Origin of the sequence: Pedobacter zeae, assembly GCF_014196715.1 — a bacterium.
Taxonomy (GTDB): domain Bacteria; phylum Bacteroidota; class Bacteroidia; order Sphingobacteriales; family Sphingobacteriaceae; genus Pedobacter; species Pedobacter zeae.
The window spans coordinates 654946-672096 of record NZ_JACIEF010000001.1; the positions used below are offsets into that span (position 1 = coordinate 654946).

Sequence of the window (17151 nt, forward strand, 5' to 3'; positions counted from 1 at the left end):
CCAAACGCTTAGTTAAGAAATAATACGAATTGGTGCAATGTGGTTCCCACAGATTTGGGGTAGAACGCTAATCGCCAAACGCTTGCCGCCAACCACTACCCGTGCACAACCAGCTTACAATCTACCATTATCTTTTGGTAGTTCCTGATATCGATTTCCTTATTGATTAACTGAAGCAATAATTTTATTGCATTTGTGCCTACCGATTCAGGATTTTCTTCAATAGAGGCAATAGGGGGCGAATTGAGGTAACTGATGAAAGAGGTGTTCCCAAATCCTATACATTCAATTTTGTTAAAATTCGGGTAATTGATCGATTTCAGGTATTTTATGGCATCAAACAGGATCGGCTCTTTAAATGCCACCAGTGCCGTAGGCACATTTTCTGTATCGGTAAATAATTTCTTAATGGCCGAGATGGTATTTTCGGGATCAAAATCGGTATAGGCAACCAATTGTGAAGAAAAAGGCAGTTGATTATCTTTTAACGCATTGATGTAGCCATTAAAGCGATCGTGCGTGAAATTAATCATTTTCGGGCCGCCTAAATAGGCGATCTTCTGATGTCCGCGGTCTATTAAAAATTTTGTCGCCTGGTAACAGCCCTGAAAAGTATTGCCCAAAACTTTATGGCAGCTTAAGTTAAAACTCGGGTTCCGGGTATAATATACTACCGGAATGCCCATGTTTTCGAACTGGTTTAAATGCGCAAAATCCTGAGTGTGTTTTGAGATCGCCACAATTAAACCGTCAACCCGGTTACGCAATAACATATTTGCCGATTGGATCTCTTTTTCCAGGTCATCATGCGATTGGCTGATGATGATATTGTATCCATTCTGTGTGGCAAATTGCTCTACGCCATAAATGCTGCGCGTAAAAAAGTGATCTAACAGGTTGGGTAGAATAATACCGATGAGATGCGATTTTCTCTCCTTTAAATTAATGGCTGATTTGTTGGGCAAGAAGTGCAGCTCGCGGGCCAGTTCCTGTACACGTTGTTTCGTGTATTCGTTTATGGTGGGGTAGTTATTAAGGGCCTTTGATACTGTTGAAACGGACATCTTTAACTTTTCAGCCAAGAATTTTAGTGTAACAGGGGTATTGTTCATCATCTTTTCCAATATCATTGCATAGTTAAGAAAAAAACGTAATTATTTCAAACGTTTGAAATGGAGTTGAAGTGTATTTTGCAATGTTTTGATCTATTTAAAACGTTTTAATCTTTTAAGCTTTTCTAAATTCGTCATACCAATACAAACTAACCAAATAAAATATGATGAAATCATTACTCACTTCTTTCGGCTTTACAAGGGCAATTACTGAAGTATCAGGCGTAATTGCAAGCGCTACCCTCATTTTGTCTCAAAAGTATTACACTTTAAAGACCGAATCATATCATTCTCAAGACGCTTAAGCGCAACGTTCAGGCATTTTCCTGACCGCTTGATTGAGCACATGGCGGGCAATTTTTTTACACTGAATTAGCTGGGTTTGTACCATACCAACCTATTTAATAAGGACCGGCTGCGCACTGAATTTTAACAAAATAGATAATATTTATTGTAATTATGGATAAACTTTACAATTTGAAAAGCACTTTACCATCTGTTGGGGTTCAAAAAATCCAATGGCTAAAAATGCTTTATACCTTCACTTTTCTTTTGCTGATCTGTTCCTCCTTTGCAGCCTTTGCACAAACCACGGTAACTGGTACGGTAAAAGATAACAAGGGCATTACTTTACCAGGGGTAAGTGTGCGGATAAAAGGAACACAGATTGGTACAGTTACCGATGATAATGGAAAATACACCATTAAAGGTACTAACGGAAATTCTGTATTGGTTTTTGTTTACGTAGGCTATGCTACAAAAGAAATAGCAGTTGCAGGTAAAACGGTAATCAATGTTACCATAGAAGACGATGCGCAGGGATTAGACGAAGTAATGGTGGTGGGTTATGGTACACAGAAAAAATCAACGTTAACGGGCGCAGTTGCACAGATCAGTTCTGAAGACATCATGAAATCGCCAACCCCAAACCCAACCAATAGTTTAATTGGCAGGTTACCTGGTTTACAGGCCGTTCAAACCAGTGGGCAACCTGGGGCCGATGCTTCTACACTTAAAGTACGCGGCGTAGCTACTTATAATAATTCTTCGGCAATTGTTGTGGTAGATGGAATCGAAAGGCCAAGTTTTGCGGATGTAGATCCTAATGAAATTGAAACAGTAACCGTGTTGAAAGATGCTGCTTCCACCTCAATTTATGGTATCAGGGGAGCAAATGGTGTAATTGTAATCACCACGAAGCAGGGAAAAATTGGTAAACCACGGATTACCTATACCGGTAATGTGGCTTTACAGACCTATACCGGTTTGGCCGTTGGCTTAAACGCTTACGACAATGCCCGCCTGCTCAACCAGGCTTATAAAAACGATGGCCAGGCAGCTCCTTTCGCTGATGATGAACTGCAAAAGTTTAAAGACGGATCTGATCCTGTCGGCTATCCGGATGTACAATGGTTTGATTATCTAACACGCAAATTTTATCCTCAAACGGCACACAATATCAATATTAACGGCGGAACCAGAATTGCCAAATATTTTGTTTCTGCTGGCTATTCCTTTCAGGATGGGATTTTTAAAAAATTCGACTCGCCTTATGGCATCAATACAGTGCCTAATTTTAGCCGTTACAATTTCCGTTCTAATGTTGATTTACAACTGAATAAAGATTTTACCGTTGGGATTAAGCTCGGCGGCCGTTTTTCTAACCGCTACCAGCCATCCGGCCTGTTGTCTTCGTCAGCATTCTCTTACGACACAATCGAAGGCATGATCTCGCGTATTCTGCAGGTTCCGGCTTATGCCTATCCGGTTACTTTGCCTGATGGCAGAATTACGGCAAACCCGAACGTGGGTACCAACATCTGGAATCCTTATGCCATTTTAACCCGTTACGGAACACGTAACGACGATAGCAATACCATTGAAAGTACTTTTAACCTCGAATATAAATTAGGGTTTATTACCAAAGGTTTATCTTTTAAAACCAATTTTGGCTACGATTCTTATTTTGTAAACCAGCAACGTAGAAATGCAAACTGGGCTGCTTATGTTTATGACCGTAAATCGGGTGCTATTACGCTTTCTACTGATACCAGGAACCGTGATGAGCCTTTAAGCTCCATTATCAGTGTTACGCAGGGAAGTACAAATTATAACCTGCAAACAGGTTTTTATTACGACCGCGATTTCGGTAAAAGCAATGTATCTGGTTTAATTTTGGGTACCCGCCAACTGGTGCGTACCAATGGTGGCGATATTTATACCGCACCGCCAAGAGCCGCACAAGGCCTGGTTGGAAGGGTTACCTATAACTATGCACAACGGTATTTTGCAGAATTTAATGCCGCTTACAATGGATCCGAAAACTTTGCCTTTGAAGGTTTCTTAGGTTTTCCAAGTCAGCAATATGGCTTTTTTCCATCATTTTCTGCCGGATGGACCGTTTCTAACGAACCTTTCTGGAAAAAGAACAATGCCATTACCTATTTAAAATTCAGGGGAAGTTATGGCTTGGTTGGTAACGATCAGGGAATTGGCAGGTTTTTATTCCTAACCAGTTATACCTCCATTCCAACAAGTGTTTTTCCGGCACTTCAATTTGGTTCACCCAATTCGCCAACCACTTACCCAACCATCTATATTCCGGATAATGGTTTAGGCAACCCGAAAATTACCTGGGAAACCGGAACAAAACGGAACCTGGGCATGGAGGCACGTTTCTTAAAGGATGCCTTAAAATTAAACGTCGATGTATTTGACGAAACCCGTAAAGATATTTTAACTTCTCCAAAAGATCAGCTTTTATCTTTTGGCCATATCTATCCATCGCTAAATGTTGGTGTGGTTTACAATAAAGGTTATGAAGTGGAACTGGATTACCAGGGTAAAATCGATCAGTTTAGCTTCGGATTGAACGGGCAGTTGAGTTACGCGAAAAATATAGTTAAAAACGCATCAGAACCAGCCGGAACACCTGATGCCCAAAAAACGGAAGGAAAGCCGGTAGGGCAGTTTATCGGTTATCTGAATGATGGCTTTTATACCTCAGCGGCTGATGTTGCTGCTTCAGTTAAACCGCAGGGCGTTACACCGATTCCCGGTGATCTGAAATTTAAAGATTTAAACGGGGATGGGGTGATCACCCCCGATGATCGGACCTCGATCGGCTATTCACCAAATCCAGAATATATTTTTAGCCTTACGCCAAGGTTGGCCTACAAAGGCATCACGCTATCGGTAATGTTCCAGGGAGTGGCCCATGTAAGTTCGAACGTTATTTTAACGGAACAAAATAACGGGCAGCAGATGTATCCGTTCATGCTTAATGCCTGGACACCTGAAAATGCTGCTACGGCAACCTGGCCGGCATTACATGCAAGGGGCTATACAGGATTAAATTACTCGCTTAACGATTTTATCCTCCAAAATGCAGCATACATTAAATTAAGGAACGTAGAGTTAGCCTGGACTTTACCGCAAGCCTGGACAAGTGCTTTGAAAATTGGAAGCATCAGGGTGTTTGCCAACGGACAAAATCTATACACATGGACGAAGTTTAAAATGTATGTAGATCCTGAAAACTTAAACACCGTAAACCAAACTTTCCCGCTTCAATCACTTTATCCATCATCTAAAGTTTTCAATCTTGGTGTTAACGTTAATTTTTAATCAGATGAAAAATTATAAAATATACTCTTTAGTTTTTTTGCTCACACTCCTTACCATTTCCTGTAAAAAAGATTTCTTAAACAGGACGCCGGAAATTGCTTTGGATGATAATGGGGTATTTGCCGATCCGCTTAGGGCAGCAAGTTATGCTGATGCGGCATACAATTATATGATTAATGATTATGCGAGGTTTAATGATCACCGCGGATCGACTGCCCAGGCTTCTGATGAAGCCGTATCAGGCAACTCCGAATCCAGTGTTACCACATTAAACAGGGGATTATACCATGATCATTCCAATTCTGCATCTTTAAACGATATGCGCGATGTTTGGACCAGGTGTTATGCCGGTATCGCTATCAACAATAAAGTATTGGCCAGAATGGCCGGCGTGCCTGCTGCCACCGTTTTTCCGAAACAGCGAATTGAAGGTGAAATGCGTTTTTTACGTGCTTTTTCCTATTTCGAACTCATCAAAAGATTTGGTGGCGTGCCGATAATGGATAAGGAATATAGCGTAAACGACGACATTAATTTTCCAAGAGCCTCTTATCAGGCCTGTGTCGATTTTATTATTGCCGATTTAGATAAAGCCGTTACCTTACTCAACAACGATGCCGATAATGGAGCTTCAAATTATGGAAGAGCAACTAAAGGCGGCGCATTAGCCCTTAAATCGCGGGTGCTTTTATATGCAGCAAGTCCGCTTAATAATCCCAATAACGATAAAGCCAAATGGCAACTGGCAGCAGATGCAGCCAGTAAGTTAATGGATGGCACCAGTGCCGGCCAGACTTATGCCTTGCAATCTACCTATGCTGATATATTAAATATGGCTTCCTCTCCTGAATACATTATGATCAAAATCAGGGGCCCAAGGGCAATTGACGGAATTTTGGCAGATTATGCCATGTCTCCGGGTTCTGGTGGGGCACAGGGCCAGATGAATCCAACCCAGAATCATGTGGATATGTACGAAATGGCAAATGGCAAAGCCATTACAGATGCAACTTCCGGGTATAATCCTCAGCAGCCGTACCTCAACAGAGATCCCCGTTTTTACGCCAATATTCTGTATAATGATCAGGCCTGGCAAGGTAAAAAGATCGAAATGTGGTCTTCCACTTCATCAACGGGTGTAGTTACTTATGGTAAAGATTGGAACCCTACAAATATTATCTATACCGCTACCCGGTATTACTGCAAAAAATACTGGCCGGAAACCTATGTGCGTTTGGGCGGTACTTCGGGTACAGCTTTAATTAATTATATTTTCTTTCGCTATGCCGAGATCATGTTAAACTATGCCGAGGCCCAGAATGAAGCAAATGGTCCGGATGCCTCCGTTTACAAACAATTAACGGATATCCGTGCCCGCGCAGGAATTGCTGCTGGTGCCAACAACCTGTATGGCTTAAAAGCCAATATGACCCAGGACGAGATGAGGCTAGCCATCCGCCACGAACGTGCGATAGAACTGGCTTTCGAAGATCACCGCTGGTACGATATTATGCGCTGGAAAATCGGCCCTCAGGTTATTGCTACCCCGATGTATGGAATGAACGTGGTTAAAAACAGCAATGGTTCATTTACTTATACGCCGGTGGTACTGGGACCAAATTTTCAAAAAACATATACTGCCAAACAAGATCGTTACCCTATTCCCAGGTCTGAGATTTATAAGAGTAATGGGGTGTTAATCCAAAATCCGGGATGGGAATAAACCATATGTTTAATATCACGCAAAACAGATTTTATTCAGTTATGAAATTATCAAAATCAAAATATATAGTTTGCTTTCTTTTTTTGTGGATGGCAGTACTAAAAGTTAGCGGGCAAACACCCGATGAGGCGCTTACTGTTACCAGCAAAGTTTTAGATCAGAACAAAGCACCACTTCCCGGCGTGGTAATTACCATACAGGAAGATAAAAGCAACAGATCAGTCACAACCGGTATGGATGGTTCTTTTACCCTTCAAACTACATCAAGCGATGTGCTTGTTTTTAAAATGATCGGTTATGGTTTGGTGCTTAAACCTGCATTGGAGGTAAATCAGGCGCCGGTTATCTTAAGCAAAACGCTCGTAGATGCCGGAGATGACGACAATGTGTACATTCCGTTTGGTGTAAGAAAAAGAAGGGAGATTACCGCAACCATCAGCACCTTAAAAGCTGATGATCTTCCCCAGATCCCTTCATCTTCCTTGAACAATGTGTTTTCGGGCCGCCTATCAGGTTTGGCTATTATTCCAAATGGTTCACAGCAGCCTGGTTATGATGTATCCAGTTTTCTGATCCGCGGACGTTCATCCTACAACAATAACCAGGAACCACTGGTATTGGTTGATGGTGTGGAGCGCGATTTTAAATCGATGGACTTGGGCGAAATTGAAAGTATAAGCGTATTAAAAGATGCCGGAACCATCGCCTGGTATGGCATGTATGGGGCAAACGGTGTAATTTATGTAAAAACCCGCCGCGGCAGTGCTACATCAACCAAGGTTACTTTTGATGCACAGGCCGGTATACAACAGCCGCTGAATATTGCCAGTCCGCTTGATGCCTATTCTTATGCAACACTTTATAACGAAGCGCTTGTAAACGGAGGCGCCGCACCAGCCTATAATGCTACGGCCTTACAGGCTTATCAAACCGGTTCTGATCCTTACCGGTACCCAAACAATAATTTTGTTAAAGATTATATCAGGCAGGTGGCGCCTACACAACGTTATGTAGCTACTGTTACCGGCGGTAACGCTTTTATTAAATATTATACACTGGTAAGTGCTTACAATCAATCTGGTATCTATAAAGGTGGTAATAACCCTACTTATGATGGCAATACCAATTTTAACCGTTATAACCTGCGCACCAATATCGATCTGCATGTAAGCAAATCATTGGATGTATCTCTTGATATTGGCGGACGCATTACCAACCTTCGCTTTCCGAATATTGGCACAGGCACCTTCTTAAACACGGTGTATGGTACTCCGGCAAATGCTTTTCCGGTGTTAAATGCCGATGGAAGTTATGGCGGAAATTCGATCTTTCCGGCCAATAATCCCTTGGCGATGTTGGAATCGAGAGGGGTAAGTACCGATTTAACCAGGAATTTATTGGCTACAATAACTGCAACCCAGAAACTGGAAAGCATTACCAAAGGCTTATCTTTTAATGTATTTTATTCTTATGATGTAGCCGGAACATACCGTTATGGCTTTAACCAGACTTACGCCACTGTTGATCCATTTGCTCCGGGTGGTCCCGCTACTTATGGCACCGCATCTATTGTGAGTTATGCAGCCAACTCTTTTATGGGTAACCTGCGCAGGAACGAGTTATGGTTAGGTTTCGATTACGATCGTACTTTTGGTAAACATGGCATCAAGTTTACCACACGTGGCTCAAGAGCTAATTATTCAACCTTTACCGCTCTGGATCAGCGTAGGGAAGGCTGGTCTAACCGCCTGTCGTATAATTATAACCAACGTTATTACCTGGACCTGATCGGAACGGTTTCCGGTTCTGAAAGTTTTGCCCCAGGAAAACGTTACGGTTTCTTTCCGGCGGCTTCGGCAGGGTGGATATTGTCTGACGAAAGTTTTATGAAAGGTGCCTCCGGGTTTCTTGATCTGTTAAAAATCAGGGGTTCATATGGCTTGGTTGGGAATGATGCTACCGACAATTTACGCCGTTTCGCTTTTAACGATTATTTTAACAGAAGTGGTACCGGGTATAATTTCGGCACCAGCTACACCGGGGTAGGCGGTACCGAGCAAAGGCCTTTGGCCAACCCTAATTTAACATGGGAAAAGGCTTATAAAGGCAGCATTGGTTTCGATGCAAAATTGTTTAAACAAGCGCTGTCTGTCAGTGCTGATTATTTCTCTGAAGACCGGAAAAATCTGTTAACCAACTCATTACTTCCAAATGTGCTTGGCCAAACCCTTTTACAGGTAAATGAAGGGGAGGCATCTTACAAAGGTTTTGAAACCAACCTTAATTTTTACAAAAAAATCGGTGCTGTAGATCTAAATCTGTTTGCAAACTATACCTATACCAAAAGTAAAATCATCTCGATAAACGAAGGCGCCGGTATTCCGGCTTACCAATCGAGGGTTGGCCACGAAGTTTCCAGTGTAATTCAGGGCACAGGTTATGTAAGCAGCATGTTAGAAGCTATCGGAATTTTCCAGTCGCAGGCAGAAGTAGATGCCTCACCGGTACAACGTTTTTCAAGAACAGTTGGACCTGGTGATATTAAATATAAGGATCAGAACAATGACGGTGTAATCGACAACCTCGACTTTGTAAACACCGATTTCAACTTCGTTCCAAAATCTTTCTATGGTTTTGGTGCAAGTGTAGCCATGAAAGGTTTTGATCTGAACTTTCTTTTTCAGGGCATGGGTGGCCGAAGCATCAGCATTCACGATTTGGTTATTTCGGGCAACGCTACAACAGGTTATATTAACCAGTTTAGTGTAGACCGTTGGACCCCAACCAACCCGGATGCAACCTATCCAAGGTTATTGGTGGCCGATCGCGGTAACAATACGCAGAATTCTGATTTCTGGGTGCGCTCGGGCGATTACCTGAGGCTGAAAAATATTGAGTTAGGCTATTCGCTTCCTGCATCGTTTGTGAAGCGTTTAAAACTATCTCAGTTAAGGTTTTATGTAAGCGGATTAAACTTATTGACGTTTGATAAACTCGGCAATCTACCCATCGATCCGGAATTACCTGAATCTGGTTATGCTTACGGAACAGCATCATCGGGTGCTTATTACCCTTATATGAAGATCTATTCATTTGGATTGAACTTGAAATTTTAACTAAACTGTAATCTTAACAAGATGAAAAAAAATATATACTACATACTTCTTGCCGCATCAGCAATTTATATGGCAGGTTGTAAAAAAGATGGTTTTTTGCAAGATGGTGCAGTTACGCCAAATGGCGATGTTTCGGAAGCCCAGGTTTGGGCAAATCCTGATTTTGCCCGGAACTTTTTAAACAATATTTATGCTACACTTTCTGACCGTTATAACCTCGATAATGATGGGGCTATGTTGGCTTCCGGTAGTGATGAGGCCGTAAATTCCAATCTTAATTCCAATATTAATATTTTAAATAACGGCACCTGGGGGCCTGTCAGGGTGGTAGATGATGTGTACACCGCAATGTATACCGGCATCCGTAAAACCAATATGTTTTTGGTTAATGCGCCAAAAAGTGCCATTATCCCCTCTGATGGTTTAACCTTTGCCCAGGATATTGCGCGATTGCGTGGCGAAGCGTTCTTTCTAAGGGCATTCTTTCATTTCGAACTGGTAAAACGCTATGGCAGTGCCGTATTGGTTACCAGGGTTTTAAATGCCGATGAGAATTTAGATTTACCACGAAACACTTTTGATGAATGTGTGGCGCAGATTTCTTCAGATTGCGATTCGGCAATTGCCCGGCTACCATTGGGCCCAACTGATTGGGCGGTGGCCAGCAGGGGCAGGGCAACTCAAACGGCTGCAATGGCATTAAAAGCAAGGTTATTATTGTATGCGGCAAGCCCTCAATACAACCCCAGTGGCGATGCAGCGAAATGGCAGGCTGCCGCCGATGCCGCCAAGCGGGTAATGGATACGGGCAAACATGCCATTTACTCTTCCTACCCAAATATCTGGTTGTGGAACGTATCAGGGGCGGCCTATAATACCGAAGTTATTTTTGCTACGCAAACCCTTAATACCAATAGCATCGAAACCAATAATGCACCCATCAGTTATGACGGGGCAAACGGCCGCACCAACCCTACACAGGAACTGGTTGATGCCTTTGAGATGAAAACAACCGGGCGCCCGATTAGCGATGTTGCTTCGGGTTATAACGCATCAAATCCGTATGCAAACAGAGACCCGCGGTTGAATTTTGCTATTATGTATAATGGCTCTACTTTTAAAAGTAAACCTGTTGAAACATTTGTTGGCGGTAAAGATGGTTTGGGTTTAAATGTGAACGCCACAAAAACCGGATATTATTTACGTAAGTTTTTAAGTGAAAGCGCGGTATGGAATAACTCTTCCAATACCAATGTGCGCAGGCCGTGGATCTTCTTCCGCTATGCCGAAGTATTGTTAAACTATGCCGAAGCATTAAACGAAGCGCAGGGCACAGCAGCTTTACCACAGATTTTATCCAGTTTAAATGCACTCCGTAACCGCTCAGGGGTAGCCATGCCAGCTTTACAAACGACCAATCCGGCCGGAAACGGTTATGTGGCGCCAACCAAAGAAGAACTGCGTAAACGGATCCGTAACGAACGCAGGGTAGAGTTATGTTTCGAAGAACACCGTTTTTACGATGTGAGAAGATGGAAAGAAGGCGAAACAAGTTTCAACAAAAATGTAACCGGTATGCGGATCAGCCTGGTTTCGCCAGGGGTTTATAGCTACCAGCCTTTCGTGGTCGAAAACAGGGTTTTCACCGCAAAAAATTATCTGTATCCAATTTCGCAAAACGAATTAAACAGGGCGCCATCACTTAAACAAAATGCAGGATATTAATCAAAAAATTAAATTGCTCAAATTTAGGCCGGTCGTGGGAACATCGTCCGTTAATTAATTGTTAGTTTTGGAAACGATCAATTAATTTATAATAAAACTTAAGTTATGCTGAAAACAACCTATAGCGCATTTTTAATCTGCTTTTCGCTCCTTTCATCAATCAGTTACGGTCAGGTTACCGCTATACAAAACATTCAGGGCCGGAAAATCCAGAGCCTTAATGGTAAATGGAATTATATTATAGATCCTTACGAAAACGGGTATTACGATTACCGTCATGATCCGTTCGATCAATCGAAAACCGGAACCGGGGGGTATTATGACGATAGGGTTCAGAAAGATAAATCGGAGCTGATCGAATACGATTTTGACCATTCGCCCCAAATGAATGTTCCCGGAGATTGGAATTCGCAGTCCGAAAAATTAGAACTTTACGAAGGCAATGTCTGGCTCCGCAAAAAGTTCGATGCCAAACCCGAAAAGGGGAAAAGGTATTTCGTATACTTCGGTGCGGTAAATTACGAAGCCCATGTTTACCTGAACGGTAAAAAATTAGGGGTGCATAAAGGCGGGTTTACCCCCTTCCAGTTCGAGGTAACCAATAACTTAAAAGCTGGCGAAAACTCCATTGTACTTAAAGTAGATAATATTCGCAAACAGGATGAAATTCCAACGGTAAACACCGATTGGTGGAATTACGGGGGCATTACACGCGATGTTTTTTTAGCCGAATTTCCTGAGCATTTTATCAGCGATTATAAACTTCAATTGGTTAAAGGCAATAATAACCTGTTAAATTTTTCGGTAAAACTTGCCGATGCCACTGCCGGACAGGAAATAACGCTTTCTGTTCCTGAGCTGAAGCTGGAGAAGAAATACAAAACAGATGGCGAGGGCAAAGTTACAGATGAGTTTACCTGGAACAATTTAAGCTTGTGGTCGCCGGAAACACCAAAATTATATGCCGTAAATATTAAAACCGATAAGGAAAATATTAACGATAAAATTGGTTTCAGAACCATCCGTGTTGATGGTGACAGCCTCCTGTTAAATGGTAAATCTGTTTTTTTAAGGGGAATATCGCTACATGATGAGAACCCGCTTTTAGCCGGCCGTTTACGTGGCGAGGGCGATATGCGCATGATGTTGCAATGGGCAAAAGACATGAACTGCAACTACGTTCGCCTGGCGCATTACCCGCACAACGAAGAAATGATTCGCCTTGCTGATGAAATGGGATTATTGGTTTGGGCCGAAGTACCGGTTTACTGGACCATCAGCTGGACCAACCCGGCAACCTATGCCAATGCAAAACAGCAATTAACTGATTTAATTGTACGCGATAAAAACCGGGCAAGTGTAATAGTTTGGTCGATCGGGAATGAAACCCCACTTAGCGATGCCCGTTTAAGTTTCATGAGCAACCTGGCTGAAACCGCCCGCTCACTGGACGATACCCGTTTGGTAGCCGCCGCTTTAGAGGTGCACCGCGAAGGAAACAACATCATTTTAAACGATCCTCTGGGCGAAAAAATTGATTTGGTTAGTTTTAACGAATATGCCGGCTGGTACTGGGGGGGTAATCCTTCCGAAATTACCAAGTACAATTTCGACATCAAATATAAAAAACCAGTGGTGATTACCGAGTTTGGCGGCGATGCACTGGGTGGTTTCCATGCTGATGAAAACACCCGCTGGAGTGAAGAGTACCAGGAAGCATTGTATAAAAACCAGATTACCATGCTCACCAAAATCGGCGCTTTGCGCGGCATGACGCCATGGATTTTAACCGATTTCAGGTCGCCGAGAAGACAACATCCCATTTACCAGAATTTCTGGAACCGTAAAGGCCTGATCAGCGAAACAGGCAAGAAAAAGAAGGCTTATTATGTGCTGAAAGACTTTTACGACCAAATACAGCTTAAATACAAATAATGATGAACAGATTAACGAAAATTAGTTTCGCTTCGAAAGTCGTGATTCCGGTGGCGCTGTTAGCCATTTCCTGTGCCAAATACAAAAGCACCAGTATCGATCCCGGAACGGTAACACCAACGCAATCAACGGCAGAAATTACGTTAAAAAGTATGCCTTTCCCCATGGGCGCTGCTGTTAATGTAAGCCTGTTAAAAAGCAATACTAATTACCGCAATCTGGTTATTAAAGAATTTAATAGTGTTACGGCAGAAAATGCCATGAAATTTGCATCCGTGCATCCGTCAAAAGATACCTATACCTGGAGCGATGCCGATTACCTGGTTGATTTTGCCGTAGCCAATGGAAAAAGAGTACACGGCCACACGTTGAATTGGTATAAATCATTACCAGATTGGGTAAATAATTTCCAGGGTACCACGGCCGAATGGGAAAATCTCTTAAAAACCCACATCCAAACCGTTGTAGGGCATTTTAAAGGTAAAGTAGCCTCTTGGGACGTGGTAAACGAAGCCGTTAACGAAGATGGCACCATGCGGCCAAGCATCTGGTTACAAAAATTGGGTGTCGATTATATCGGCAGGGCATTTCAGTACGCGCATGAAGCCGATCCAAATGCACTACTGTTTTACAACGATTATGGTCACGAATTTGGCCCCACCAAACGTACCGCAATCCTGAACCTGGTTACAGATTTGAAAAATAAAGGCATTCCCATTGATGGGATCGGCCTCCAGATGCATACCCGCGTTACGCAGAGCGATGCCAATCTAAGTGCCGCTATCACTACAGCAGCGGCAACAGGTTTAAAAATCCACATTTCAGAGATCGATATTTCTTTAAATCCTGATAACCTGCAAACCATGACCTACACCACTGCCTTGGGCGAGCAACAGGCCGCAAAATACAAAGCCATTGTTAAAGCGTATAATGCCATCCCTAAAAGTCAGCAATATGGCATTACGCAATGGAATGTTACCGATGCTGATAGCTGGATCCCATCAAATTACAACCGTCCGGATTGGCCATTGCCTTTTGATGCACAATACCAGCGAAAGGCAGCTTATCAGGGAATTTTAGATGGCGTTAAATAAGGTGAACAGGAAAATTCTCCGTGCCTCCGTGGAAAAAAGGGTTTAGCCAGGGAGAAATAAATCACAACAACCTGCGCCTTTGTGGTCAAAAAAAAACATAGCAACACAAGCCCAATAAAGCGAATTGAAAAACTAAACGAATGTTAAAAGCGAAATCACTTTTTTTACTACTTATTGCAGCAACTACAGGCTTAACGGGTTTTGCCCAGGATGGCGGACGGAAAATCATCAGTTTAAACGATCAATGGGAGTTTAACAAAGAGAACGGGCCGGTAGAGCGGGTAGATCTTCCACATACCTGGAATGATAAAGATGTATTAGATGATGCGCCTGGTTATTACCGTGGCTTGGGCATTTATAAACGCAAACTAAAGCTCGATGAAAGCGTAAAAGGCAAAGCTGTATTTTTGGTTTTTAACGGCGTGGCGCAGGAAGCAGAAGTTTTGGTAAATGGCCGTTCTGCAGCCAAACATATCGGCAGTTACACCCGTTTTATCGTACCCATTTCTGCCTATCTCAATTATAAGGATGATGTAATCGAAGTTAGGGCCAATAACCGTTTCAACGAAGACATTCCCCCTTTAACGGCCGATTTCACTTTTTTTGGTGGTTTATACCGTAACGTAAGCTTATTAATTGCCAACCCGGTTCATTTTTCACAGAAAGACCATGGAAGCAGTGGTGTTTTTATCACTACGCCACAGGTTTCGGCTTTAGCTGCAAGTGTACAGGTTAAAAGCACTATCGATAACACTTTGGCTGCACAAAAAGTGCAGGTGATCACCACTATTTTTGATGCAAAAGGCAGTGTAGTTAACAAGCAAACCAGTGCGGTAACGATCCATAAAAACGAAAATAAAACGATCATTCAGGACATTAAATCGGTTCAAAAGCCCGAGTTATGGTCGCCGGAAAACCCTTACTTATACCGCGTGGTTACCCAAATTGTCGATGTTAAAACCAACGCTGTAATCGATCAGGTAGCTAATCCACTCGGTTTCCGCTGGTTTAGATTTGATGCCGCGAAAGGATTTTTCTTGAATGATAAACCCCTGAAAATCATTGGTGCAAGCCGTCATCAGGATTACGAAAACAGGGGTAATGCCACACCCGATGCGCTGCAGATCAGGGATATTGAGCTGCTTAAGGCCATGGGCGGGAATTTTTTAAGGGTAGCGCATTATCCGCAGGATCCGCAGATTTTAGAGGCCTGCGATCGCCTGGGCATTCTGGCCTCTGTAGAAATTCCGGTGGTAAACACCATTACCGAAACAGAAGCTTTTACAAGCAACTGTTTAAATATGCAAACGGAAATGATCAGGCAGCATTTCAACCACCCCAGTGTGATCATCTGGGCATACATGAACGAGATTTTGCTTCGCTTAAAGTTTTCGAATGATAAAGCCCGTCAGCAGGTTTATTTTACACATGTACGCGAGCTTGCACAAAAACTCGACAGTTTAACCCGTAAGCTGGATCCATCACGTTACACCCTTTTGGTTAACCACGGCGCCTGGGATATTTATAACAAAGTAGGTTTAACTAAAATCCCAATGATTGTGGGCTGGAACCTGTATTCTGGCTGGTATTCGGGCGTTCCGGAAGATTTCGGCAAATTTTTAGACCGCCACCATAAAGAGTTGCCCAATACCCCATTCATGGTAACCGAATACGGGGCAGATGCCGATCCGAGGATCCGGTCTTTTTCGCCCATCCGTTTCGATAAAAGTGTAGAGTATGGCCTCAAATTTAACCAGGTATATTTAAATGCCATGTTGAGCCGGCCTTTTGTAGCAGGCGGAATAGCCTGGAACCTGGCCGACTTTAACTCCGAAACACGCGAAGAAACGATGCCACACATCAACAATAAAGGTTTGTTAACGATTGGGCGGCAGCCAAAAGATACGTATTTTCTATACCAGGCTTATTTATTGGGCCAGCCTTACCTTAAAATCACCTCCGCGGCATGGCAAGACCGCACAGGTATAGCCGATTCTGCTGCTTTAACCAGCACCCAGCCCGTCCAAATCGCTACGAACTTAAAATCTGCCGAACTTTTCGTTAATGGTAAAAGTTTGGGAATAAAAGATGCTGTTGATCACCTGATCGATTGGCAGGTGCCTTTTGCCAACGGGAAAAATCAATTACGCGTGGTTTCGGGCGATCAGAACGATCAGGCAGAGATTCATTTCCAGTTGCAGCCCTTTACCTTTAACGATAACCGGGTTCCTTTTAAAAACATCAACATCCTTTTAGGAGCCAAACGCTTTTACATCGACGATCAGGAGCATCAGGTTTGGATACCCGGCCAGCCTTATAAACCGGGTGCCTGGGGTTGGATAGGGGGCGAGCCCTACAAAGGAACCAATAACCGGATTACCTATGGCAGCGACAAAAATATTTTGGGTACCGGTAACGATCCGGTTTATCAGACACAGCAGGTAAACATTAAACAGTTTAAATTCGATGTGCCTGATGGCGAGTACGACCTTGCCCTTTACTTTGCCGAATTGGTTGGTGGCGAAACCAAAGAAGCCTTGGCTTATAATTTAGATAATAACCATAAAAAAGAGGTAGAGGAGCAACGTGTGTTTGATGTTTCTATCAATGGAACGGCATTTTTGCCCAAACTCAACCTGGCCGCAGATTTTGGTTATACCACAGCGGTGAAGAAAACCACCCGCATTACCGTACAAAACGGCAGTGGCATTTCGATTGATTTTAAACCCATAGCGGGTAAACCCTTGTTAAATGCCATTCAGCTCCGAAAAATCTATTAATCCATAAAATAATGAACCCTTTTTTATCGATCGACGTTT

The 17151-nt window shown here is 42.9% G+C and carries 9 protein-coding genes; 7 read left to right on the forward strand and 2 right to left on the reverse strand.

Annotation, left to right across the window (positions count from 1 at the left end; all coding sequences use genetic code 11):
- Nucleotides 1–95: 95 nt before the first annotated feature.
- The gene (locus tag GGQ60_RS02640) at nucleotides 96–1130 is read right to left on the reverse strand and encodes a LacI family DNA-binding transcriptional regulator (RefSeq protein ID WP_188834840.1); all 1035 of its coding nucleotides are present in this window, start codon (nucleotides 1128–1130) and stop codon (nucleotides 96–98) included.
- 97 nt (nucleotides 1131–1227) lie between these two features.
- Nucleotides 1228–1359, reverse strand: coding sequence for a hypothetical protein (locus GGQ60_RS22935; protein ID WP_260300562.1), 132 nt, complete (start codon nucleotides 1357–1359; stop codon nucleotides 1228–1230).
- A gap of 230 nt (nucleotides 1360–1589) precedes the next feature.
- Here GGQ60_RS22935 and GGQ60_RS02645 point away from each other — a divergent pair, with 230 nt between their 5' ends.
- From GGQ60_RS02645 to GGQ60_RS02675, 7 genes are all read left to right on the forward strand, one after another.
- Complete coding sequence (locus GGQ60_RS02645) at nucleotides 1590–4739, forward strand: SusC/RagA family TonB-linked outer membrane protein (RefSeq protein ID WP_183759839.1); 3150 nt, start codon at nucleotides 1590–1592, stop codon at nucleotides 4737–4739.
- Between the two features lie 4 nt (nucleotides 4740–4743).
- On the forward strand, nucleotides 4744–6462 hold the full coding sequence (locus tag GGQ60_RS02650) for a RagB/SusD family nutrient uptake outer membrane protein (protein WP_183759840.1): 1719 nt from the start codon (nucleotides 4744–4746) through the stop codon (nucleotides 6460–6462).
- An 89-nt stretch (nucleotides 6463–6551) separates the two neighbouring features.
- Entirely contained in the window at nucleotides 6552–9578 is a 3027-nt protein-coding gene (locus GGQ60_RS02655) for a SusC/RagA family TonB-linked outer membrane protein (protein ID WP_183759841.1), read from the forward strand.
- Between the two features lie 21 nt (nucleotides 9579–9599).
- The gene (locus GGQ60_RS02660) at nucleotides 9600–11303 is read left to right on the forward strand and encodes a RagB/SusD family nutrient uptake outer membrane protein (protein ID WP_183759842.1); all 1704 of its coding nucleotides are present in this window, start codon (nucleotides 9600–9602) and stop codon (nucleotides 11301–11303) included.
- A gap of 105 nt (nucleotides 11304–11408) precedes the next feature.
- Nucleotides 11409–13238, forward strand: a complete 1830-nt coding sequence (locus GGQ60_RS02665; protein WP_183759843.1) for a glycoside hydrolase family 2 protein — start codon at nucleotides 11409–11411, stop codon at nucleotides 13236–13238.
- The gene (locus GGQ60_RS02670; protein WP_229685068.1) at nucleotides 13238–14332 is read left to right on the forward strand and encodes an endo-1,4-beta-xylanase; all 1095 of its coding nucleotides are present in this window, start codon (nucleotides 13238–13240) and stop codon (nucleotides 14330–14332) included. The genes GGQ60_RS02665 and GGQ60_RS02670 overlap by 1 nt, the downstream gene beginning before the upstream one ends.
- 140 nt (nucleotides 14333–14472) lie before the next feature.
- The gene (locus GGQ60_RS02675) at nucleotides 14473–17112 is read left to right on the forward strand and encodes a glycoside hydrolase family 2 TIM barrel-domain containing protein (protein WP_183759844.1); all 2640 of its coding nucleotides are present in this window, start codon (nucleotides 14473–14475) and stop codon (nucleotides 17110–17112) included.
- The last annotated feature ends 39 nt before the right edge of the window (nucleotides 17113–17151 follow it).

Bases quoted from the DNA above. Each gene is read 5' to 3' on its own strand.
- GGQ60_RS02640 (WP_188834840.1), bottom strand. From the start codon at position 1,130: ATGATATTGGAAAAGATGATGAACAATACCCCTGTTACACTAAAATTC.
- GGQ60_RS22935 (WP_260300562.1), bottom strand. From the start codon at position 1,359: ATGAGGGTAGCGCTTGCAATTACGCCTGATACTTCAGTAATTGCCCTT.
- GGQ60_RS02670 (WP_229685068.1), top strand. From the start codon at position 13,238: ATGATGAACAGATTAACGAAAATTAGTTTCGCTTCGAAAGTCGTGATT.
- GGQ60_RS02675 (WP_183759844.1), top strand. From the start codon at position 14,473: ATGTTAAAAGCGAAATCACTTTTTTTACTACTTATTGCAGCAACTACA.
- GGQ60_RS02665 (WP_183759843.1), top strand. From the start codon at position 11,409: ATGCTGAAAACAACCTATAGCGCATTTTTAATCTGCTTTTCGCTCCTT.
- GGQ60_RS02650 (WP_183759840.1), top strand. From the start codon at position 4,744: ATGAAAAATTATAAAATATACTCTTTAGTTTTTTTGCTCACACTCCTT.
- GGQ60_RS02655 (WP_183759841.1), top strand. From the start codon at position 6,552: ATGGCAGTACTAAAAGTTAGCGGGCAAACACCCGATGAGGCGCTTACT.
- GGQ60_RS02660 (WP_183759842.1), top strand. From the start codon at position 9,600: ATGAAAAAAAATATATACTACATACTTCTTGCCGCATCAGCAATTTAT.